Here is a 19,966-nt window from a genome sequence, read left to right on the forward strand (position 1 = left end):
ACCCACATGAGCGCATTGGTTGTCCTGGCCTACTGGGTGCCGGGACTGGTGATCGGTCTCGCGCTGCGGCTGAGAGGGTGGACGCTGGCCGCCGCGGCGCCGGTGCTGACCTTCGGCGGCGTCGGCCTCGGCACCTACGCCCTGGGCCGCACCGGCGTCCCGTGGAACCTGCTCACGGTCGCCCTGTGGTTCCTGGTGCTGGCCGTCGTGGTCGGCGTGCCGACCTGGCTGGTGGCGCGCCGCCGGGCGAAGGCGCTCGACGCGGCGGTCGAGACCGAGCCGGGTGACGCGCCGGTGGTCGCTCCCGCCAAGCGACCGTTGCGGGACAACATCGTCGTGCTCGTGGGCGTGGTGGCCGGCATGGCGGTCGGCGCGCTGACGTTCCTCAAGGGCATCAAGAGCCTGAACACGGTCAACCAGGACTGGGACGCCCCGTTCCACGGCAACGCCATCCGGTGGATCGCCGAGCACGAGGCGTCGCTGCCCTCGGCGCTGGGCCAGATCGCGAACCTGCCCGGCAAGGCGGACTACTTCTACCCCAACACCTACCACGCGCTGCTCGCCCCGCTGCTGGACAAGGTGGTGGCGATGCCGGAGCTGCTGAACCTGGCGGCCCTGTCGATGGTGCTGGCGTGGCCGCTGGGCGTGGCCGCGATGGCGCTGGCGTGGCGGGTCCCGCCGCTGGCCGCCGCGACCGCCGCCGCCGTGTCGACGTGGTTCAGCGCGTTCCCGTACGACTCGCTGTGGCGCGGCCCGCTGTGGCCGTACGTGGCGGGTGTGGCGCTGGTGCCGGCGACGCTCGCGTTGGCGCGCAAGATCTTCACCGAGCGCGGCCTGGGCGGGCCGATCGCCGTGGCGCTGGCCATGGCGGGCCTGGTCGGCCTGCACACCAGCCTCGCGTTCGTGATGGCCGTGTACGCGCTGCTGCTGCTCGTGGCGCTGGTGGTCCGGCTGGAGCCGGTGGACTGGCAGGTCGCCCGGGTCCCGCTGCTGGTGACCGCCGTGCTCGCGGTCTTGGCGGCGCTGCCGCTGGCGTTGCCCGCGTTCGCCAACGCGGCGGGCGTGACCAGCGCCGGGTGGCCGGAGTTCGCGTCGCCGTCCGACGCGTTCGGGCAGGTGCTGCTGTGGTCGCCGACCCAGGGGTTCCCGCTGTGGTTCCTGGGCGGAGCGGCCCTGGTGGGCATCGTCCTGATGATGCTGCACAAGCGGCTGCTGTGGGTCGTGGGTGCGTGGGTCGTCCTCGGCGGCCTGTACGCGGCGTGCGCGTCCATCAACAGCAAGCTGGTGGACACCCTGACCGGCCCGTTCTACAACGACGCCTGGCGGTTCGCGGCGCTGCTGCCGCTGGCCGGCGCGCTGGCCGTGGGCGAGCTGGTGTGGACGGTCGCGACCCGGATCGGCGCGAAGTCCGAGGCCCGGCTGGGCGCGCGGGCCGGGTTCGTCGTGCCGGTGGCGGTGGGCCTGGTCGGCGTGCTCGCGCTGGCCGTGCTGACCAAGGGCGCTTACCTGGGCCGCAACACCCAGCGCCTGGGCTGGTCCAACCACGACTTCTCGACGGTCACCTCCGGCGAGCGCCAGGCGTACCAGTGGCTGAAGGAGCACGCCGACGGCAAGCCGGTGGCCAACGACATCGGCGACGGCTCGGTGTGGATGTACGCGCTGGCCGGGGTCAAGCCGGTCGAGTGGACGTTCTACGGCGCCGGCGAGGACAGCACCGCGGGCGCGATCTCGTACCACCTCCAGGAGATCGAGACCAACCCCAGGGTCCAGAAGGCGGTCAAGGACCTCGGCGTGCGGTACGTGGTCGTGGGTCGCGGGACCGTGCGGCCGGAGATGCCGCGCTCGCCGGGGCTGAAGGACCTCGACTCGTTCCCGTTGGCGCGGAAGGTGTACTCGAACCCGGACGCGGCGGTCTACGAGCTGGTGGAACCGGGGGACCAGCGGCCCTGACGCGGCCCGCGGGACGTTTTACGGGACGGTAACGTCACGGCAAGCACCGCCCGACGATCCGCCGACAACATCATCGCTGCCCTGCCCCCGAGATCCTTCGAGGACCCGATGATGGCCGAGACGACCCGCCTGCGAGTTCCATGACCGCCCGCGACGTCGGGGCGGTCCTGGTGGCGCTGCTCGTCGTGGGACTGCCCGGGACCGGGCTGCTGTCGGCCGCCGGGGTGCGCAGGCCGCTGTGGTTCGCCGCGCTGGCGGTGCCGGGGTCGGCGGCGGTCGCCACGGTGGTGGCGATCGGGAGCGCCTTGACCGGCCTGCCCCACGGCCCGCTGCCGCTCGCCGTGGTGACGGCCCTGCTGCTCGCCGTCGGCGCCGTCCGGCTGCGCGCGGCGGCTGTCGCACGGCGTCGGCAACCCGGCGCTGTCCGACTGCGCCGGTTCGGCGTCGGGTGGCGGCGTGGCCCCGGTGGCGGTCGCCTCGGCTTGGCGCGGGCGGCCGGGCCGCTGTTGGCGCTGGTGGCGGTCGGGGTCAGCGGCATCACGTGGTTGTTCGGGCTGCGCCGGCTGTCCACGGTCAACCAGGAGCACGACATGGTCGTGCACCACGTCCTCACCGCCTACATCGAGCGCACCGGACGCGGCGCGCCCTGGCAGGTGCTGCCCGCCGACGTGCTCACCGGCGCGGACGTCACCTTCTACCCGGCCGGCCTGCACCTGCTGATGGCCCCGGTCGCCACGCTGGTCGGGGACACCGTCGTCGGCGTCAACGCGGTCACCGTCGTCGTCCTCGGGTTCGCCTGGGCCGTCTCGGTCGCCGCGCTCGGGTACGTCGCCGGCCGCCGGGCCCGCCTCGGGCGCGTCCCGGCGGGGCTCGCGGCCGGGTTCGCGGCACTGGTCGCGGTCGGGCTGTACCGGCCGGTGTTCTCGCTGGTCCACGAGGGCGGCATCCTGCCCAACGCGGCGGCCCTGGTCCTGACGCCGGGGGTGCTGGCGGCGCTGCTGTCGGTGCCCCGCCGGGGGTGGGGTCCGGTGGTGGCGCTCGGCGTGGCGTGCGCGGGTCTGGTGGCGATCCACCCGAGCGCGGTCGCCACGGTCGGCGTGAGCCTGGTGGCGTGGTTGGCGGGCGAGGCGCTGACCGGTCGCCGGGTCGTGCGCGAACTGCCCCGGCTGCCGGTCGTCGGCGTGGTGGCGCTGGTGGTGGCCGCGCCGGTGCTGGCGCGGGCGCTGGGCGTCGCGGACGGACCGACCAACTTCCGCCCCGACACCCCCGCCCTGCCGTTCGCGACGGCGGTGGAGAACGCCCTGCTGCTGCCCTACGGCGGGTTCGTGCCCCACCTGTTCGGCGAACCGCAACTCGCGGCGGCGCTGGTGACGCTGCTCGGCGCGGTGGCGGTCGTGGTGTTCCGGCGCGGGTTCGGCGTGCTCGCCGCGTGGCTGGCGTGGGTGGTCGTGGAGGTGCTGTTCGCGACCAGCCCCGCCACCGGCCCGGACGCCCTGGTCACCGGCTTCTTCTACCACGCCCACCTGCGGGTCTGGTCGCACATCAGCCTGTTCGCGCCGGTCCTGGCCGGGTTGGGGACGGCGCTGGTGGCGTCGGCACTCGCACTGCGCCTCGCGCGCCGGCCCGCGGCGGCCGGCTCGGCGGCGAGTGAGGCGGTGGTCGGCTCGGCGGCGGGTGGCTCGGTGGGGCGGCGTTGGGCCGTGCGGTGGGCGGTCGTGGTGCTGATGGGTGTCGCTGCCGCCGCGTACCTCGTGTGGCCGGCCGCCGGTTACGCGCGGGTGGACGCGAACTACCTGGCCGGCCGGTTCGCCCGCCCGGACTTCGTGCGCGTCGGCCCCGACGACCGGGCCGCCGGCGAGTGGCTGGCCGCCCGCGTCCGGCCGGGGGAGCGCATCCTCAACTCCGCCAACGACGGCTCCACGTTCCTCTACGTCGAGCACGGCCTGCCGGTGGTCAACGTCAGCACGCTCGGCGCGCCCCGCACCCCGTACACCTACGGCCTGCTGCGGTCGTTCAACACCTACCCGACGGACCCCGGCGTGCGGCGGGAGCTGCGCGACCTCAACGTGCGCTGGGTGTACGTGGACTCGGCGGCTCCCCGCATCGGGGCGTCCGGCGCGCCGGAGGGGTGGGTCGGCGGCCCCTTGTTCTCGACCGCCCCGGGCCTGGAGCGGCTCGCCGGGCTGCCCGGCCTGACCCCGGTGTTCCGGTCCGGCACCGTGTCGGTCTACGAGGTGGACCCGGCGACGCCCTGAGCGCCGCCCGCTGGATACTGTGGGGCGTGACGAGCCGGAGCGAAGTCCCCAGCCTCAGCGTTGTCATCCCCGTCTTCAACGAGCCCGACTGGATCGGCCGGTCCGTCGGCGCGCTGCGGACCGCGCTGGACAACGCCGGGTGGGACGCCGAGATCATCGTCGTCGACGACGGCAGCACCGACGACACGCCCGCCAAGCTGGCCCAGCTGCCCGTCACGGTCGTCAGCCAGGCCAACGGCGGCCGGTTCGCCGCGCGGCTCGCGGGCATCCACAAGGCCTCCGGCGAGCTGGTGCTGCTGCTGGACAGCCGGGTCGTGCTCGGCGCGGACTCCCTGGTGTACCTGCGCGACCAGCTCCTCGCGCACCCCGAGCGGACGGTGTGGAACGGGCACGTCGAGTCCGACGACCCGCGCAACCCGTACGGCGCGTTCATGGCGGGCCTGGTGGCGGTGGCGTGGCGGCGGTACGTGGGCAACCCGCGCCTGACGTCGTTCACCGCCGAGGACTTCGACCTCTACCCCAAGGGCACCGGCCTGTTCCTGGCCCCGCGCCGGCTGCTGGAGCAGGCGGCGGTGTCGTTCTCCTCGCTCTACGACGACGTGCGCATGGCCAGCGACGACACCCGCATGCTGCGGTTCGTCGCCGAGCAGGGCCCGATCCACATCTCGCCCGGCTTCCACGCGCTCTACCACAGCCGCGACGCGCTGCCGAAGTTCGTCAAGCACGCCTACTTCCGGGGCAGCACGTTCGTCGACGGCTACCTCGACTCGCCCGGCCCGGTGCGCAACGCGGCGTTCGCCGCCGCGGGCGTCGGCGTCGCGGGCCTGGTGCTGGCGGCGCGCCGCCCGAAGACCGCGGTGGCGCTGACCGCCGCCGGGTCGGTCGCGGCCGGCGCCGTCGTGCGCAAGCTGGGTGGGAGCAAGGAGCAGGCCACGGCCGTGGCGAAGCTGCTCCCGCTGTTCGCCGCGTGCTTCGGCGCGGGCGCGGCGCGGGGCCTGCTGATGGCGCTGCGCAAGCGGCTCGGGCGGTGAGCGCCGCGCCCGCGGCGGGCCGGTCCCTGGGGACCGTCGGCATCGCGACGCTGGTCGCCGCGGGCCTCGGGTACCCGCTGCTGATCGTCGCCGGCCGGGTGCTGTCCGAGGCCGACGCCGAGGTGTTCCTGGTGTTCTGGGGACTGCTGTTCGGCGCGGGGTCGGCGTTGTCGCCGGTCGAGCAGGAGGTGTCCCGGCAGGCCGCCCTGGCCGACGTCGAGGGCCGGCGGACCGGGTTCGCGGCCGTCCAGGTCATGGCGGTGTGCGCGATCGGCGTGGCGGTGCTGGGGCTGGTGGTCCTGCTGCCGCCGGTCAGCTCCCGGCTGTTCGGCGACGCGGGCCTGGTGGCCGTGGTCACGGCCGCCGGCGCACTGGGGTTCGCCGCCCAGTTCGGCGTGCGCGGGTTGCTGATGGGGCACCGGCGGATCAGCCCGTACAGCCGGCTGGTCGTGGCCGAGGCGCTGGTCCGGGCGGTGCTGCTGGGCGGGTTCGTGGTGGCCGGGTGGAACGACCTGCTGCCGTTGACCGTCGCCGTGGCGGTCGGGTCGTTCGCGTGGCTGGTGTTCGCGCGCGGCGCGTGGACGTCGGTGGACGTGCGCGAGGGCCGCGAGCCGTGGGGCGTGGTCGTGCGGCGGATGGTCCTGCTGGTGGCCGGCGCGGGCCTGACCGCGAGCGTGCTCACCGGGTACCCGGCGATCGTCAAGCTGTTCAAGTCGCCGACCGACGCGGACACGCTGTCCGCCCTGTTCTTCGCGCTGACCGTGGCGCGGCTGCCGTTGCTGCTGCTCTCGCCGGTGCAGGCGATGGCGGTGCCGGCCGTGGTGCGGCTGTCCGTGGACGAGGACGGCCGCCGGCGGCTGCGCGGGCTGCTGGCCAAGGGCGCCGCGGTGGCGGTGGCGGTGGCGGCGGTCGGCGCGGTGCTCGGCGCGCTGGTCGGGCCGTGGGCGGTGCGACTGCTGTTCGGCCCGGCGTACGTGGTCGAGCCGTGGGCGGTGGCCGGGCTGGTGTGGTCGTCGCTCGTGCTGGGCGCGGTGATGCTGCTCGCGGCCGTCCTCGTGGCCCGCAAGCAGAGCGGCGCCGTGCTGGCGCTGTGGGCGGTCGTGGCCGCGTTGAGCGTGCTCGTGCTGTGGCTGTCGCCGGGCGGGATCGTGGTCCGGGCGGTGCTCGGGCTGGTCGTCGCGCCCACGGTGGGGCTCGCGGTCGGGGCGTGGCTCGTCCTACGGGAACGCGCCGACGGGCCGGTTGGACCGGGTCGTTAGGCTTCCCCCGTGTCTGACTCGGTCGACCTGCGTCGAGTGCTGGTCGTTCTCCCGGCGCTGAACGAAGAGAACAACATCGACAAGATCATCGCCGAGGTGCTGGCCGAGCTGCCCGACGTCGGCGTGCTGGTGGTGGACGACGGCTCCACCGACCGCACCGCCGCCCGGGCGCGGGAAGCCGGCGCGCAGGTCGCGCGGCTGGCGGTGAACCTCGGCGTCGGCGGCGCCATGCGCACCGGCTTCCGCTACGCCGTCCGGCACGGGTACGACGTCGTCGTCCAGGTCGACGCCGACGGCCAGCACAACCCGGCCGAGGTCCCCGAGCTGCTGCGCGTCCTGGGCGAGGCCGACCTGGTCATCGGCGCCCGGTTCGCGGGCAAGGGCGACTACAAGGCCCGCGGCCCGCGCCGCTGGGCGATGAAGGTCTTCTCGCTGGTCCTGTCCTGGATCTCCGGCCAGAAGCTGACCGACGTGACGTCCGGTTTCAAGGCCGCCGGCCCCCGCGCGGTGTCGCTGTTCGCCCGCCACTACCCGGCGGAGTACCTGGGCGACACCCTGGAGTCCCTGGTCATGGCGGTCCGGGCGGGCCTGCAGATCCGCCAGGTCCCCGTGGCGATGCGGATGCGCGCCGCCGGCACCCCGAGCACGTCCCCCGTCAAGTCCGCGGTGTACCTGCTGCGCGCCTCCCTGGCGCTGCTGTTGGCACTGATGCGCCGCAAGCCCGTCAAGGGCTCGCACGAAGCCGCCTGAGGAGGTCGCTCCCATGTCCGAGTTCCGGTTGCTCAGCATCGCGGTGGCGGTGTTCGTGCTGGTCGTGGTCATCGAGATGATGCGCCGCCGCAAGCTCCGCGAGAAGTACGCCGGCATGTGGCTGGTGGTGGGCGCCGGCGTGGTCGTGTTCGGCGCGATCCCGGGGCTGCCGTCCTGGCTCGCCGGCCTGACCGGCATCCAGCTCGCGGCGAACTTCCTGTTCGCGGTGGCCTTCGTGGTGCTGCTGTTCGTGGTGCTCCAGCTGAGCAGCGAGGTGGGCCACCTGGAGGAAGAGGTGCGCACCACGGTCGAGGAGATCGCTCTGCTCCGGTGCGAGCTGGAAGACGTGCAGCGCGGCCTGGAGAAGAAGCTCGAAGAGTCCGGTCGGGCCTGACCCGCCTCCCGGTGGGGTCCACCGGGGGTGAGCCAGGGTGGCGGCGGTCACAGTCGGTCGCTGCCGTAGCCTTGGGTGCCGTGAGCTTCGCAGGATATGACCTGATCGTGGTCGGTTCCGGCTTCTACGGCCTGACCGTCGCCGAGCGTGCCGCCAGCCAGTTGGACAAGCGCGTGCTGGTCCTGGAACGGCGTGAGCACATCGGCGGCAACGCCTACTCCGAGGCCGAACCGGAGACGGGGATCGAGGTGCACCGCTACGGCGCGCACCTGTTCCACACCTCCAACAAGCGGGTGTGGGACTACGTCAACCAGTTCACCGAGTTCACCGGCTACCAGCACCGGGTCTTCGCGATGCACAAGGGCGTCGCCTACCAGTTCCCGATGGGCCTGGGCCTGATCACCCAGTTCCTCGGCCGGTACCTGACCCCCGACGAGGCCCGCGCCTGGGTCGCCGAGCAGGCCTCCGAGATCGACTCCAAGGACGCCACGAACCTGGAGGAGAAGGCGATCTCGCTGATCGGCCGCCCCCTCTACGAGGCGTTCGTGCGCGACTACACCGCGAAGCAGTGGCAGACCGACCCGAAGGAGCTGCCGGCGGCGGTCATCAGCCGGCTCCCGGTCCGGTACACGTTCGACAACCGGTACTTCAACGACACGTACGAGGGCCTCCCCAAGGACGGCTACACGGCGTGGCTGAAGAACATGGCGGACCACCCCAACATCGAGGTCCGCCTCAACGTCGACTTCTTCGACGTGAAGGACCAGGTCCCCGAGGGCACCCCGGTCGTCTACACCGGCCCCGTGGACCGGTACTTCGACTACTCCGAGGGCCGGCTGGGCTGGCGCACCCTGGACTTCGAGCAGGAGGTGCTGCCGACCGGCGACTTCCAGGGCACCCCGGTGATGAACTACAACGACGCGGACGTGCCGTTCACCCGCATCCACGAGTTCCGGCACTTCCACCCGGAGCGCGAGTACCCGACCGACAAGACGGTCATCGTGCGCGAGTTCTCCCGGTTCGCCAAGGAGGACGACGAGCCGTACTACCCGATCAACACCGCCGAGGACCGGGGCAAGCTGGAGCGCTACCGCGAGCTGGCCAAGCGGGAGGCGGCCGAGCGCAACGTCCTGTTCGGCGGCCGGCTGGGCACGTACAAGTACCTCGACATGCACATGGCGATCGGGGCGGCGCTCACCGCGTTCGACAACAAGATCGCCCCGCACCTGACCGACGGCGCCCCGCTGGACGGCAGCCTGGACTGAGCTGCCCGGCCGGCAGTCCGGACCGGGCTGCGGACGGCAGCCTGGGCTGAGCTGTGCCTGGTGGCGCGGTATGGTCGCGATTGACCGCGCCACCCATCCTTCCGCCCCCAACATCCCGAACCGTGTCGCTGGTTCGTCGGAGGAACAGCACGTGACCGAGCACAGTACCCGTGGCGGCATCGACCCGAGCACGGTGCTCCAGCGGATCATCCTGCCCCGGGACGAAGACCCGCTGGACGTCCGCCCGCTCTACCTGGACGAGCCGGAGAACGTGCACTCGCACGTCTCCTCCCGCCGCGAGGTCACCGTGCCCGCGTCGGCCAAGGTGTCGTTCGCCTCGTACTTCAACGCGTTCCCGGCCAGCTACTGGAAGCGCTGGACGGTCGTCGAGGAAGTCGTGCTGCGCATGCGGCTGCGCGGCGAGGGCCGCATCGACGTGTACCGGTCGAAGCCCAACGGCGACCCCATCCACCTGGACGGGCGGGCCGTGCGGTCCGCGCAGGACTGGGTGGACGTCGAGTTCCGGATCGGGCTCAAGCCGTTCGAGGACGGCGGCTGGATCTGGTTCGACGTGTTCACCGACGACCACACGCTGGAGATCGGCGAGGCGGCCTGGACCACGGACCGCGCGCTGCCCCCGCAGAAGGTCGCCATCGGCATGACCACCATGCGCCCGGTGGACGCCATCATCGCGCTGCGCGCGCTGGGCGAGGACCACGCCGTCCTGGACGTCGTGCAGAAGGTCTTCGTCGCCGACCAGGGCGCGGTGAAGGTGCGCGACACCGAGGGCTACGCCGAGGCCGTGCGGCTGCTCGGCGACAAGCTGGAGGTCATCGAGCAGGACAACCTGGGCGGGTCCGGCGGGTTCACCCGCGGCCTGTACGAGGCGATCGAGCACACCGACGTCGACCAGATCATGCTCATGGACGACGACATCCGGCTGGAGCCGGACGCGGTGCTGCGCTCCAACGCGTTCGCCCGCGCGGCGGCGCAGCCGGTCATCGTCGGCAGCCACATGCTCAACCTCCAGGCCCGCGCCCGCCTGCACAGCATGGGCGAGGTCGTGGACCTGGGCACGTGCTTCTGGCGCGCCGCGCCGGGCGCGGTGACCGACCACGACTTCGGCAGCCAGTCGCTGCGCGAGACCGAAGAGCTGCACCTGCGCATCAACTCCACCTACAACGGGTGGTGGATGTGCCTGTTCCCGCGCGAGGTCGTGCAGCGCACCGGCTACCCGCTGCCGCTGTTCATCAAGTGGGACGACGCCGAGTACTCGCTGCGCGCCCTGGAGAACGGCTACCCGACGGTGTCGCTGCCGGGCTCGGCGGTCTGGCACATGCCGTGGACCGACAAGAACGACGCGACCGACTGGCAGGCGTACTTCCACACCCGCAACCGCCTGGTCATGGCCGCGCTGCACAGCCCGTACGACGTGCGGTCGACGCTGGCCAAGCAGGGCATCAAGCTGACCCTGCGGCACCTCCTGTCGATGGAGTACTCGACGGTGGCCGTGCAGCAGAAGGCGATCGAGGACTTCCTGGCCGGCCCGTCGCGCCTGTTCGACTCGCTGCGCACGGCGCTGCCGGAGATCCAGGCCCTGCGGCGCGGCTACGCGGACGCCCAGGTCCTGCCGTCGGCCCGCGAGTTCCCGCCGCCCACGTTCGACATGGTGCGCGCGGAGGCCATGCTGACCCCGCCGACCAACCCGGCCGTGAAGGCCCGGGAGGCGGCGAAGGCCCTGGTCCACAACCTGCGCTCGCCGGAGCCCGCCACCACGGAGCGCCCGCAGATCAACGTGCCGTCGGCGGACGCCCGCTGGTTCCTGCTGGGCAACCTGGACAGCGCGACCGTGTCCAACGCCGACGGCAGCGGCGTGGCGTTCCGCAAGCGGGACCCGAAGGAGTTCAAGAAGCTGATGGCGCGGGCCGTGCGGAACTACCGCCGGTTGAGCCAGGAGTGGCCGCGGATGAAGCAGGTCTACCGGGACGCGTTGCCGGAGTTGACCTCGGTCGAGGCCTGGCGCAAGGTGTTCGAGAACTGATTTTGGTTGGTGCGCTGCGCGGTGGCCTTTCGGGGTCGCCGCGCAGTTTTTGTGGTCTACGAACGAGCAACGCGCTGCGCGCTCTCAAGACAAAAGCGCCTCGCCGGCGGGCAGGCCGCCGGGGAGGAAAAGCCCAAAAGCGGGGCGCTGCGCGCCGAAGGGTGGGCGCGTTGTGCGCGTTTTGAGCGGGTGGGGCTAGGCGAAGTGGGCGGCTACCACGTGGCTGAAGTTGATCACGAAGTCGTGGCCGTCGGCGGTGGGGATCGGTTGGGTGTGGCCGTTGCGGACCACCTGGATCAGGCGGGGGCCCAGGTCGTCTGCGGTTTCGCGGGTCACCCTGATCGAGATCGGGTTCGGGTTCGCGGCCAGGTGGAGGACCAGGGATGGGTTCTTACGCGCTTCAGTAGTCATGCGCCACAGCCCACCAGTGTGATCACCGTTGGGCAAGGCGGGTTCGCCGGCAGCGATTCCGCCGCGAGCGGACGGGTTACTTGCGGAAGAACTTCTCCTGGCGGCCCTGGCGGACCAGGCGGATCCATTCCACGAAGGCCTTCGGGTCCTTGCGGACGCCGATGAAGTACAGGCCGAAGCGGAAGAACTCCAGCATGCCCAGTTTGCGCATGCCGGGCTGGGACAGCAGGTAGCCGCGGTTGCGGTAGGTGTAGTACCGCTTGACCGGGTTCTCCGGGTCCTGCGCGTGGAACTTGCCGCCCAGCATCGGCTTGAACTCGTCCGAGCCGTCCGGGTGCAGGTAGGTCACCTTCAGGCTGGTGCCGAAGGGCAGACCCGTGCGGACCAGGCGGCGGTGGATCTCGACCTCGTCGCCGCGGAAGAACAGGCGGTAGTCCGGGACGCCGATGACGTCCACCGTCGAGGCGCGGAACAGCGCGCCGTTGAACAGCGACGCGATGCCGGGCAGGAAGTCCACGCCCAGGTCGGCCGTGCGGCGCTTCCAGGTCAGGCCGCGGCGCAGCGGGAACGCCAGCTTGTCCGGGTGCTCGATGTTGGACACGACCGGGGACACCGCGGCGAGCCCGCGGCGGTCGGCCTCCTCCAGCAGGACCTCCAGGACGCGGTCGTCGGCGGGACGGCCGTCGTCGTCGGCCAGCCACAGCCAGTCCGCGCCCAGCGCGAGGGCGTGCAGCATGCCCAGCGCGAAACCGCCGGCGCCGCCCAGGTTGCGGTGCGACGCCAGGTAGGTCGTCGGGATCGGGCACTGCTCGACCAGGTCGTCCACGGGCTGGTCGGGGCCGTTGTCGACGACCACCAGGTGGTCCAGCGGTCTGGTCTGGGCGGCCAGGACCTTCAGCGACTGCGCGAGCAGCTCGCGGCGGTGCCGGGTCACCACGACCCCGACCACGGAACCCTTCGGCAACGCGCTGTCCACTTCTCTACTCGCCACCGTTCCCGCTCAGCACCGGCGACTGGCCGATCCGTTCCAGGGTCTCCGGGCTGAGGTGCTCGTAGGGGTCGCGGCCCTTGTACGACTTGACCACCTCGCGCAGCGACCCGTGCATCTTGACGCGGCCCTCGTCCATCCAGATCGCGGTGTTGCACAGCTCCACGAGCATGTCGTCCGAGTGGTTCGCGAACACCAGGATGCCCGACCGCTTCACGAGGTCGTTCAGCCGGTCCCGGGCCTTCTCCAGGAACGCGGCGTCGACCGCGCCGATGCCCTCGTCCAGCAGCAGGATCTCCGGGTCGATGGACGTCACCACGCCCAGCGCCAGCCGGACCCGCATGCCGGTCGAGTACGTCCGCAGCGGCATCGACAGGTAGTCGCCCAGCTCGGTGAACTCGGCGATGTCGTCGACCCGCTTCTCCATCTCCTTGCGGGTCATGCCGAGGAACAGGCCGCGGATCATGATGTTCTCGTAGCCGGAGATCTCCGGGTCCATGCCGACGCCCAGGTCGAACACGGGGGCGATCTTGCCCTGGATGCGGGAGCTGCCGCGGGTCGGCTCGTAGATGCCCGCGAGCAGGCGCAGCAGGGTGGACTTGCCCGCGCCGTTGTGGCCGACCAGGCCCACGCGGTCGCCGTGCCGCAGCGAGATGTTGATGTCGTGCAGCGCTTCGATGATCGGGACGCGGCCCTCGGAGCCGATCTTGCCGCCGACCTTGCCCAGGGCGAGCTTCTTCAGCGACCTCGACTTGGCGTCGAAGATCGGGAAGTCCACCGAGGCGTTCCAGACGTCGATGCTGACCATAGGTGACGGCCTCACTCAGACCCAGTAGGAGACGCGGGCACGGTAGTTGCGCAGCGCGACCAGCGCCAGTGCCCAGCCGACGACGGTGAACGCGCCCACGACCACCCAGTGGTGCCAATCCTGCACCTGGCCGAGCAGCGGGGCACGCACGATCTCCAGGAAGTGGTACAGGGGGTTGAACTCGGCGATCAGGATCTTCCAGCCGCCCTCGCCGTCGGTGAACTTGTTGAGCACGCCCACGTGCCACACGATCGGCGTCATGAAGAAGATCAGGTTGATGAAGCTGTGGATCACCGGCGGGATGTCGCGGAACCGCGTGCTGATGATGCCGAACAGGATCGCGACCCACACCGCGTTGACCACCAGCAGCGCGAACGCCGGGATCGCGAGCAGGATCGTCCACGAGATGCCCGGGTGGGTGACGACGTCGCCCTCCATCTTGTACTGCTCGGTCAGCGCCGGGAAGAACACCGCCAGCACCACCACGTAGACCGCCAGGTTGTGCAGGAAGAACAGCACCTGGCGCCACACCATGCGCAACACGTGCACGGTCATCGGCGCGGGCAGGTGCTTGATCAGCCCCTCGTTGGCGATGAAGACCTCGGTGCCCTCGGTCACCACGCCCAGGATGAAGTTCCAGACGATGAAGCCGACCGTCACGTACGGGAGGAACGTGGGCAGTTGCTGGCCGAGCAGGGTCGAGTACAGCAGGCCCAGCGCCAGGGCCGTGGTGCCCATGGAGATCGTGATCCACAGGGGCCCGATCACGGACCGCCGGTAGCGCTGCTTGATGTCCTGCCAGCCGAGGTGGCCCCACAGCTCGCGCTGCCGCCACGCGTCGCGCACGTCCCCGAACGCCCGCGCGAACGTGCGGGAGTCGGGTGCGGGGGGGACGACAGGTCGGTCGACCGTACTCGTGTGTTGCACGAGTGTTGAGACTACCGGCGGCAGGTAGGCCGACCTGCCGCCGGGCTGTCACGGTGCGGTCACCGCGCCTCGCGACCGCGTCGCCTGTTCGAGTGTCCGGCCGGTGACTACAGGTACTGGCCGCCGCGCACGTGGCCACCTTCGGGCGACTCGGCCGACGGCCCGGCGGGCAGCGCCCGGCCGCGCATCTGCTCCAACTGCACCCGGGCGGCCATCTGCTGGGCGAACAGGGCCGTCTGGATGCCGTGGAACAGGCCCTCCAACCAGCCCACGAGCTGGGCCTGGGCGATCCGCAGCTCCGCGTCCGACGGGGTACCGTCCTCGGTGAACGGCAGCGACAGGCGCTCCAGCTCGTCCCGCAGCTCGGGCGCGAGCCCGTCCTCCAGCTCGTCGATGGACCGCTTGTGGATCTCCTTGAGCCGCTGCCGGCTGGCCTCGTCCAGGGGAGCGGCCCGCACCTCCTCCAACAGCTGCTTGATCATCGTGCCGATCCGCATCACCTTGGCCGGCTGTTCGACCAGGTCGGTGACGTCCTGGCCGCCGTCCTCGCCCGCGGGCACCCGCGCGGCCCCCACCGGGGTCCCGTCCGGCCCGACCACCACCACGTGCCGCTCGCTGTCCGCTGCCTCAGTCATGTGCTCAATACTGGACCGATCGGGTGGCCCGCGGTGAACCGGGTGCGAGGTGCATCCGGCACGTCCCCGTACCCGCCCGTGCATCGCACGCTCCGCAATCCAATAGTCTCGCGGGCATGGCGTTCGACGTCGCACGAGTCCGTGGGCTGTTCCCCGCGCTCGGCGACGGCTGGGTTCACTTGGACGCGCCCGCGGGGATGCAGGTCCCCGAGCAGGTGGCCACGGCCGTCTCCACCGCGCTGCGCGCACCGGTCTCCGGGCCGGGCGGCATCTTCCCCGCCTCCCAACGCGCCGAGGCCATCGTGGACGCGGCCCGGCGCGCCGTCGCCGACCTGGTCGGGGCGGACCCCGCCGGCGTGGTGCTGGGACCGAGTTCGGCCGTGCTGCTCCAGCGGCTGGCCGACGCCTTGTCCGAGGGCTGGTTCCTGGGCGACGAGGTCGTGGTCTCGCGCCTGGACCACCCGGCCAACATCGCGCCCTGGCAGCGGGCCGCGCAGCGCACCGGCAGCGTGGTGCGGTGGGCCGAGGTGGACATCGAGACCTGCGAGCTGCCCGCCTGGCAGTACGACGAGCTGGTCACCGACAAGTGCAAGCTGGTCGCGGTGACCGCCGCCTCCGGGTCCGTGGGCTCCCGCCCGGACCTGGCCAAGATCGCCCAGGCGGCCCGCCGCACGGACGCCCTGGTCGTCGTGGACGCCTCCTCCGCCGCCCCGTTCGTGCCGCTGGACATCACGTCGATGGACGCCGACGTGGTGGCGGTCTCCGCCAACGCCTGGGGCGGGCCGCCGGTGGGCGCGCTGGTGTTCCGCGACCCGTCGCGGCTGGACCTGCTGCCGTCGGTCGCGGTCGAGCCCGGCGCGCGGGGTCCCGAACGCTTGGAGCTGGGCCCGCACGCCTACCCGCTGCTGGCCGGTCTGGTGGCATCGGTCGAGTACCTGGCCGGTCTGGACGACGCCGCGGTGGGCCCGCGCCGGGAGCGCCTGCTCACGTCGCTGTCCTCGGTGAAGGCGTACCAGGCGGGTCTTCTGGCTAATCTCATCAACGAACTGCGATCGCTCCGTCACGTCATGGTGATCGGCGACGCCATGCGCCGGGTCCCGGCGCTGGCGTTCACGGTCGCCGGCGTGAAGTCGACCGAGGGCGTCGAGCACCTGGCCGAACGCGGCGTCTGCGCGTTCGCGGACTCCGGGCAGCACGGCGTGTTCTCGGTCCTGGGGGTGGGCGAGGTCGGCGGGGCGATCCGCGTGGGCCTGGCGCACTACACGAACGCGGTCGAGGTGGACGAACTCGTGCGGGCGGTCGCCGAGCTGGGGTAGCCGGAGGTGTGGTGGACGACGCGTTGTCCCGGGAACTGGCCGACCTCGCCGCACTGCACCGCCTCAGCCCGCTGATGAGCGAGTACCTGCCCACCACCCCGCACGAGCTGCGCCCGGCCGCGCTGGCGGCGGTGGTGGACGAGGTGCTGCTCGGCTCCCGCACGGTCCTGGTCGAGTGCGGCTGCGGCGCGTCCTCGGTCCTCCTGGCCCGCCTGCTGGCCCGGCGCGGCTTCGGGCACCTGCTGTCCATCGAGCACGACGAGCGCACGGCGGCCTTCGTCGCCAGCCAACTGCGCCGGGAGGGCCTGGGGCACGTGGCGCGGGTCGTGCAGGCGCCCCTGACCCCGCACCCGGCCGCCCTGGGCAGCGCGCAGTGGTACCACCCGCGGCTGGTGCACGACGAGGTGTCGGCGTTCGTCGAGCGGTACGGGCTGGTGGACCTGCTCCTGGTGGACGGCCCGCTCCTGGGCGACGCCCGCTACCCGGCGCTGCCCGTGTTCCGCGGGGTGCTGGCGCCGGGCGCGGCCGTGCTGGTGGACGACGCCGAACGCCCGGGCGAGCAGACCGTGCTGGTGCGCTGGGCGGAGGAGTTCGCCCTGCGCTTCCGCACCACCCCGCGCACGTTCCTGGCCACCGGCGTCGCCCTGGAGTGACGCGTCAGAACTCCAGGACGACCTTGCCGAAGACGCTGCCGCCCTCCAGCGCGCGGTGCGCCTCGGCGGCGTCCCGGATCGGCAGGACGCGGTCCACCACGGGCTTGACCTGCCCGGACGCGATGAGCGGCCACAGGCGGTCGCGGACGTCGGCGACGATGCGGCCCTTGCCGTGCGGGCCGTCCACCGGGCGGAACCGGAGGCCGGTGCCGGTGATCGACCCGCGCTTGGACAGCAGCTTGCCGAGGTTCAGCTCGCCCTTCACGCCGCCCTGCATGCCGATCACGACGATCCGGCCGTCCGGATTGAGGGCGTCCACGTTGCGGCCCAGGTAGGCGGCGCCCATGTTGTCCAGGATCACGTCCGCCCGGACCTCGGCGACGAAGTCCTGGGTCTTGTAGTTCACGGTGATGTCGGCGCCCAGCTCGCGGCAGCGTTCCAGGCGCTCGTCGGACCCGGCGGTGACGGCCACCCGGGCGCCGAGGGCCTTGGCGACCTGGACGGCGTGCGTGCCGATGCCGCCGGCGCCGCCGTGGACCAGGAACGTCTCGCCCTCGGCCAGGCGGGCGACCATGACGACGTTCGACCACACCGTGCACGCCACCTCGGGCAGGGACGCGGCGGTGACCAGGTCCACGCCGTCCGGCAGCGGCAGGAGCTGCGCGGCCGGCACGGCGACCTTCGAGCCGTAGCCGCCGCCGGCGAGCAGCGCGCACACCCGGTCGCCGACCCGCCAACCGGTGACCCCCTCGCCCAGCGCGGCGACCGTGCCCGAGCACTCCAGGCCGAGCACGTCGGACGCGCCCGGCGGCGGCGGGTAGTGCCCCTGCCGTTGCAGCAGGTCGGCCCGGTTGACCGCGGTGGCGGCGACGTCCAGCAGCACCTCGCCCGGTCCGGCGACCGGGTCCGGGACCTCGGCCCACTCCAGCACGTCCGGCCCGCCTGGTTCACGAATGGTGATCGCGCGCATGCCTGCAAGGTAATCCGCTGGCCCCGGCCGTGCCGCGACCGCCACCATCGACCGGCATGGACGCTTGGCCCTACCGACACCTGGCACTGCGCACACCCCGCCTCGACCTGCGCCCCGACGACGACGAGGGGCTGGGCGAACTCGTGGAGCTGGTCCTCGACGGCATTCACCCGCCCGAGCAGATGCCGTTCGGCGTCGAGTGGACCGACGCGCCGCGCGACCGCCTCGGGATCAACGCCCTGCAGTACCACTGGGCGGTGCGGTCCGAGCAGCGCCCGGGCCGGTGGGCGGTCAACTTCCTGGTGCGGCTGGACGGGCGCGTGGTGGGCGAGCAGACGCTGGTGGGGCACGACTTCGCGGTCACCGGCGAGGTGTCCACCGGCTCGTGGCTCGGCCGGCGCCACCAGGGGCAGGGGCTCGGCACCGAGATGCGGGCGGCCGTGTTGCTGTTCGCGTTCGACCACCTCGGCGCGCGCACGGCCCGGTCCAGCGCGTTCGTGGACAACCCGGCGTCGCTGGCCGTGAGCCGCAAGCTCGGCTACCGGCCGGACGGCTCCCTGGTGCAGGTCCGCCGCGGCGCCCGCGCCGAGCAGACCCGCCTGGTGCTGGACCGCGAGGGCTTCCGCCGGCCCGACTGGGAACTGTCGGTGACGGGGGTCACAGACTGCCTGTGGTTGCTCACGGGCTGAGAACCCGCCGAGTGACGGATTGACCTCGCGTCGTCACCGGGCGAGGGTCTGCCAATCCGAGTGAAGGGGAAACTCGCTCATGTCAGGTAGAACCCGGATGCGCCGCGCGGCCATCGCCGCGGCGTCCGCGTCCCTCGTCTTCGTGGCCGCCCCGGCCGTCGACGCGGCACCCTCGACGTCGGCCCTGGACGGTCCCGCTCTCGCCCACAAGCTCACCAAGAGCGTGACGTTGGAAGGGGTCAACCGCCACCTGATCGCCTTCCAGCGCATCGCCGACCGCAACGGCGGCAACCGGGCGGCGGGCACCACCGGTTACGACGCCAGCGTCGAGTACGTCGCGGGCAAGCTGCGCGGCGCGGGCTTCGACGTCACCACGCCCGAGTTCACCTACCAGGTGCAGGTCACGGACGCGGCGGTGGCCAAGGCGGGCACGAACACCTACGAGAACATCCCGCTGACGTTCTCCCCGCAGACCCCGGTCGGCGGGCTGACCGGCCCGCTGCGCGTCGTGGCCGAGGACGGCTCGCCGGGCTGCGAGGCGACCGACTTCGCGGGCCAGGACTTCACCGGGGCCATCGCCCTGATCCGGCGCGGCACCTGCTCGTTCGACATCAAGCACCGCAACGCCGCCGCGGCGGGCGCCATCGCGGTGATCGTCTCGAACAACGTGGACGGCAAGCTGTCCGGCGTGACGCTGGGCTCGCCGGGCGTCGTCCCGACCGGCGGCGTGTCGAAGGCCGACGGCACCGCGCTGGTGGCGTTCGCGGGCCAGCCGGTGACGGTGGACCTGCGCTACCACTCCGAGAACCGCGTCTCCCGCAACGTGATCGCCCAGACCAAGACCGGTCGCACCGACAACGTCGTGTTCGCCGGCGCGCACCTGGACAGCGTCGCCGCCGGCCCCGGCATCAACGACAACGGCTCCGGCTCGGCGGGCCTGCTGGAGACCGCGCTGAAGCTGGGCGGTTCCCCGAAGGTCAAGAACGCGGTGCGCTTCGGCTGGTGGGGCGCCGAGGAGCTGGGCCTGCTCGGCTCGATCGCCTACGTGAAGTCGCTGACGTTCGAGCAGCAGCTCGACATCGCGCTGTACCTGAACTTCGACATGATCGGCTCGCCGAACGCGGGCTACTTCGTCTACGACGGCGACAACTCCGACGGCGTCGGCGCGGGCCCCGGCCCGTACGGCTCCGGCCAGATCGAGAAGGCGTTCGTCGACTACCTGACCGTGGAGAAGCGGATCCAGGTCGAGGGCACCGACTTCACCGGCCGGTCGGACTACGGCGAGTTCATCCGCCAGGGCATCCCGGCGGGCGGCCTGTTCACCGGCGCCGAGGTGCTCAAGACCGAGGCGCAGGTGGCGAAGTGGGGCGGCAAGGCGGGCGTCGCCTACGACCCGAACTACCACCAGGTCGGCGACACCCTGGGCAACATCGACCGCGTCGCCCTGGACCGCAACTCCGACGCCCTGGCCTGGGTGACCGCGGTGTACGCGATCAGCACGGAAGACGTGAACGGCGTCCCGTCCCGCGCGGCCCGCGCCACCGTGCGAGCCGAAGCGGCCCGCACGCTGTCCCTCGACGAGCACCACGAGGAACACCACACGCACGACGCGACCGAGTGATCG

At 72.1% G+C, this 19,966-nt stretch carries 18 protein-coding genes; 12 read left to right on the plus strand and 6 right to left on the minus strand.

The genetic code is table 11. From position 1 onward, the window contains the following. The first annotated feature begins 6 nt into the window (after positions 1–6). From AB0A74_RS05865 to AB0A74_RS05900, 8 genes are all read left to right on the plus strand, one after another. Complete coding sequence (locus AB0A74_RS05865) at positions 7–1,950, plus strand: DUF6541 family protein (protein WP_358247748.1); 1,944 nt, start codon at positions 7–9, stop codon at positions 1,948–1,950. A 140-nt stretch (positions 1,951–2,090) separates the two neighbouring features. Further along, positions 2,091–4,205: a DUF6541 family protein gene (locus tag AB0A74_RS05870; protein ID WP_358247749.1), complete on the plus strand. Its 2,115-nt coding sequence runs from the start codon at positions 2,091–2,093 to the stop codon at positions 4,203–4,205. Between the two features lie 26 nt (positions 4,206–4,231). Beyond that, entirely contained in the window at positions 4,232–5,236 is a 1,005-nt protein-coding gene (locus AB0A74_RS05875) for a glycosyltransferase (protein WP_358247750.1), read from the plus strand. Continuing rightward, a complete protein-coding gene (locus AB0A74_RS05880) occupies positions 5,233–6,495 on the plus strand; it encodes a hypothetical protein (protein WP_358247751.1) in 1,263 nt (420 codons plus the stop codon). The genes AB0A74_RS05875 and AB0A74_RS05880 overlap by 4 nt, the downstream gene beginning before the upstream one ends. Positions 6,496–6,504: 9 nt before the next feature. After that, positions 6,505–7,245 (plus strand): glycosyltransferase family 2 protein, encoded by a 741-nt coding sequence (locus AB0A74_RS05885; RefSeq protein ID WP_358247752.1) that lies wholly within the window; start codon positions 6,505–6,507, stop codon positions 7,243–7,245. Between the two features lie 13 nt (positions 7,246–7,258). Further along, positions 7,259–7,639, plus strand: coding sequence for a DUF2304 family protein (locus AB0A74_RS05890; protein WP_358247753.1), 381 nt, complete (start codon positions 7,259–7,261; stop codon positions 7,637–7,639). A gap of 80 nt (positions 7,640–7,719) precedes the next feature. Then, the gene (glf, locus tag AB0A74_RS05895) at positions 7,720–8,904 is read left to right on the plus strand and encodes a UDP-galactopyranose mutase (protein ID WP_358247754.1); all 1,185 of its coding nucleotides are present in this window, start codon (positions 7,720–7,722) and stop codon (positions 8,902–8,904) included. A gap of 151 nt (positions 8,905–9,055) precedes the next feature. Then, entirely contained in the window at positions 9,056–10,945 is a 1,890-nt protein-coding gene (locus tag AB0A74_RS05900; protein ID WP_358247755.1) for a glycosyltransferase, read from the plus strand. A gap of 195 nt (positions 10,946–11,140) precedes the next feature. Here AB0A74_RS05900 and AB0A74_RS05905 read toward each other — a convergent pair whose 3' ends face one another. The 5 genes from AB0A74_RS05905 to AB0A74_RS05925 form a co-directional block, all read right to left on the minus strand. Next, on the minus strand, positions 11,141–11,356 hold the full coding sequence (locus AB0A74_RS05905; RefSeq protein ID WP_358247756.1) for a hypothetical protein: 216 nt from the start codon (positions 11,354–11,356) through the stop codon (positions 11,141–11,143). A gap of 76 nt (positions 11,357–11,432) precedes the next feature. Then, complete coding sequence (locus tag AB0A74_RS05910) at positions 11,433–12,347, minus strand: glycosyltransferase family 2 protein (RefSeq protein ID WP_358247757.1); 915 nt, start codon at positions 12,345–12,347, stop codon at positions 11,433–11,435. Next, on the minus strand, positions 12,337–13,152 hold the full coding sequence (locus tag AB0A74_RS05915; RefSeq protein WP_358247758.1) for an ABC transporter ATP-binding protein: 816 nt from the start codon (positions 13,150–13,152) through the stop codon (positions 12,337–12,339). The genes AB0A74_RS05910 and AB0A74_RS05915 overlap by 11 nt, the downstream gene beginning before the upstream one ends. Before the next feature lie 15 nt (positions 13,153–13,167). Next, positions 13,168–14,079 (minus strand): ABC transporter permease, encoded by a 912-nt coding sequence (locus AB0A74_RS05920; protein ID WP_358247759.1) that lies wholly within the window; start codon positions 14,077–14,079, stop codon positions 13,168–13,170. Positions 14,080–14,186: 107 nt separating this feature from the next. After that, the gene (locus AB0A74_RS05925; protein ID WP_358247760.1) at positions 14,187–14,714 is read right to left on the minus strand and encodes a bacterial proteasome activator family protein; all 528 of its coding nucleotides are present in this window, start codon (positions 14,712–14,714) and stop codon (positions 14,187–14,189) included. A gap of 116 nt (positions 14,715–14,830) precedes the next feature. On the opposite strand from AB0A74_RS05925, the gene AB0A74_RS05930 reads away from it, so the two are divergent. Next, positions 14,831–16,030: a cysteine desulfurase-like protein gene (locus AB0A74_RS05930; RefSeq protein WP_343935711.1), complete on the plus strand. Its 1,200-nt coding sequence runs from the start codon at positions 14,831–14,833 to the stop codon at positions 16,028–16,030. Between the two features lie 11 nt (positions 16,031–16,041). Then, positions 16,042–16,683, plus strand: a complete 642-nt coding sequence (locus tag AB0A74_RS05935) for a class I SAM-dependent methyltransferase (RefSeq protein ID WP_358247761.1) — start codon at positions 16,042–16,044, stop codon at positions 16,681–16,683. A 4-nt stretch (positions 16,684–16,687) separates the two neighbouring features. On the opposite strand, the gene AB0A74_RS05940 is transcribed toward AB0A74_RS05935, so the two are convergent. After that, positions 16,688–17,653 (minus strand): NAD(P)H-quinone oxidoreductase, encoded by a 966-nt coding sequence (locus AB0A74_RS05940; RefSeq protein ID WP_358247762.1) that lies wholly within the window; start codon positions 17,651–17,653, stop codon positions 16,688–16,690. Between the two features lie 56 nt (positions 17,654–17,709). Here AB0A74_RS05940 and AB0A74_RS05945 point away from each other — a divergent pair, with 56 nt between their 5' ends. Beyond that, a complete protein-coding gene (locus tag AB0A74_RS05945; protein ID WP_358247763.1) occupies positions 17,710–18,342 on the plus strand; it encodes a GNAT family protein in 633 nt (210 codons plus the stop codon). Positions 18,343–18,421: 79 nt separating this feature from the next. Continuing rightward, complete coding sequence (locus AB0A74_RS05950; RefSeq protein ID WP_358247764.1) at positions 18,422–19,963, plus strand: M28 family metallopeptidase; 1,542 nt, start codon at positions 18,422–18,424, stop codon at positions 19,961–19,963. Positions 19,964–19,966: the final 3 nt, after the last annotated feature.

This window comes from Saccharothrix sp. NPDC042600, assembly GCF_040647305.1.
In the GTDB taxonomy this organism is placed as follows: Bacteria; Actinomycetota; Actinomycetes; order Mycobacteriales; family Pseudonocardiaceae; genus Actinosynnema; species Actinosynnema mutabilis.

Coding starts and splice junctions, on each gene's coding strand:
- AB0A74_RS05915 (WP_358247758.1), bottom strand. CDS start 13,152: ATGGTCAGCATCGACGTCTGGAACGCCTCGGTGGACTTCCCGATCTTC.
- AB0A74_RS05925 (WP_358247760.1), bottom strand. CDS start 14,714: ATGACTGAGGCAGCGGACAGCGAGCGGCACGTGGTGGTGGTCGGGCCG.
- AB0A74_RS05930 (WP_343935711.1), top strand. CDS start 14,831: ATGGCGTTCGACGTCGCACGAGTCCGTGGGCTGTTCCCCGCGCTCGGC.
- AB0A74_RS05940 (WP_358247762.1), bottom strand. CDS start 17,653: ATGCGCGCGATCACCATTCGTGAACCAGGCGGGCCGGACGTGCTGGAG.
- AB0A74_RS05890 (WP_358247753.1), top strand. CDS start 7,259: ATGTCCGAGTTCCGGTTGCTCAGCATCGCGGTGGCGGTGTTCGTGCTG.
- AB0A74_RS05905 (WP_358247756.1), bottom strand. CDS start 11,356: ATGACTACTGAAGCGCGTAAGAACCCATCCCTGGTCCTCCACCTGGCC.
- AB0A74_RS05945 (WP_358247763.1), top strand. CDS start 17,710: ATGGACGCTTGGCCCTACCGACACCTGGCACTGCGCACACCCCGCCTC.
- AB0A74_RS05950 (WP_358247764.1), top strand. CDS start 18,422: ATGTCAGGTAGAACCCGGATGCGCCGCGCGGCCATCGCCGCGGCGTCC.
- AB0A74_RS05870 (WP_358247749.1), top strand. CDS start 2,091: ATGACCGCCCGCGACGTCGGGGCGGTCCTGGTGGCGCTGCTCGTCGTG.
- AB0A74_RS05865 (WP_358247748.1), top strand. CDS start 7: ATGAGCGCATTGGTTGTCCTGGCCTACTGGGTGCCGGGACTGGTGATC.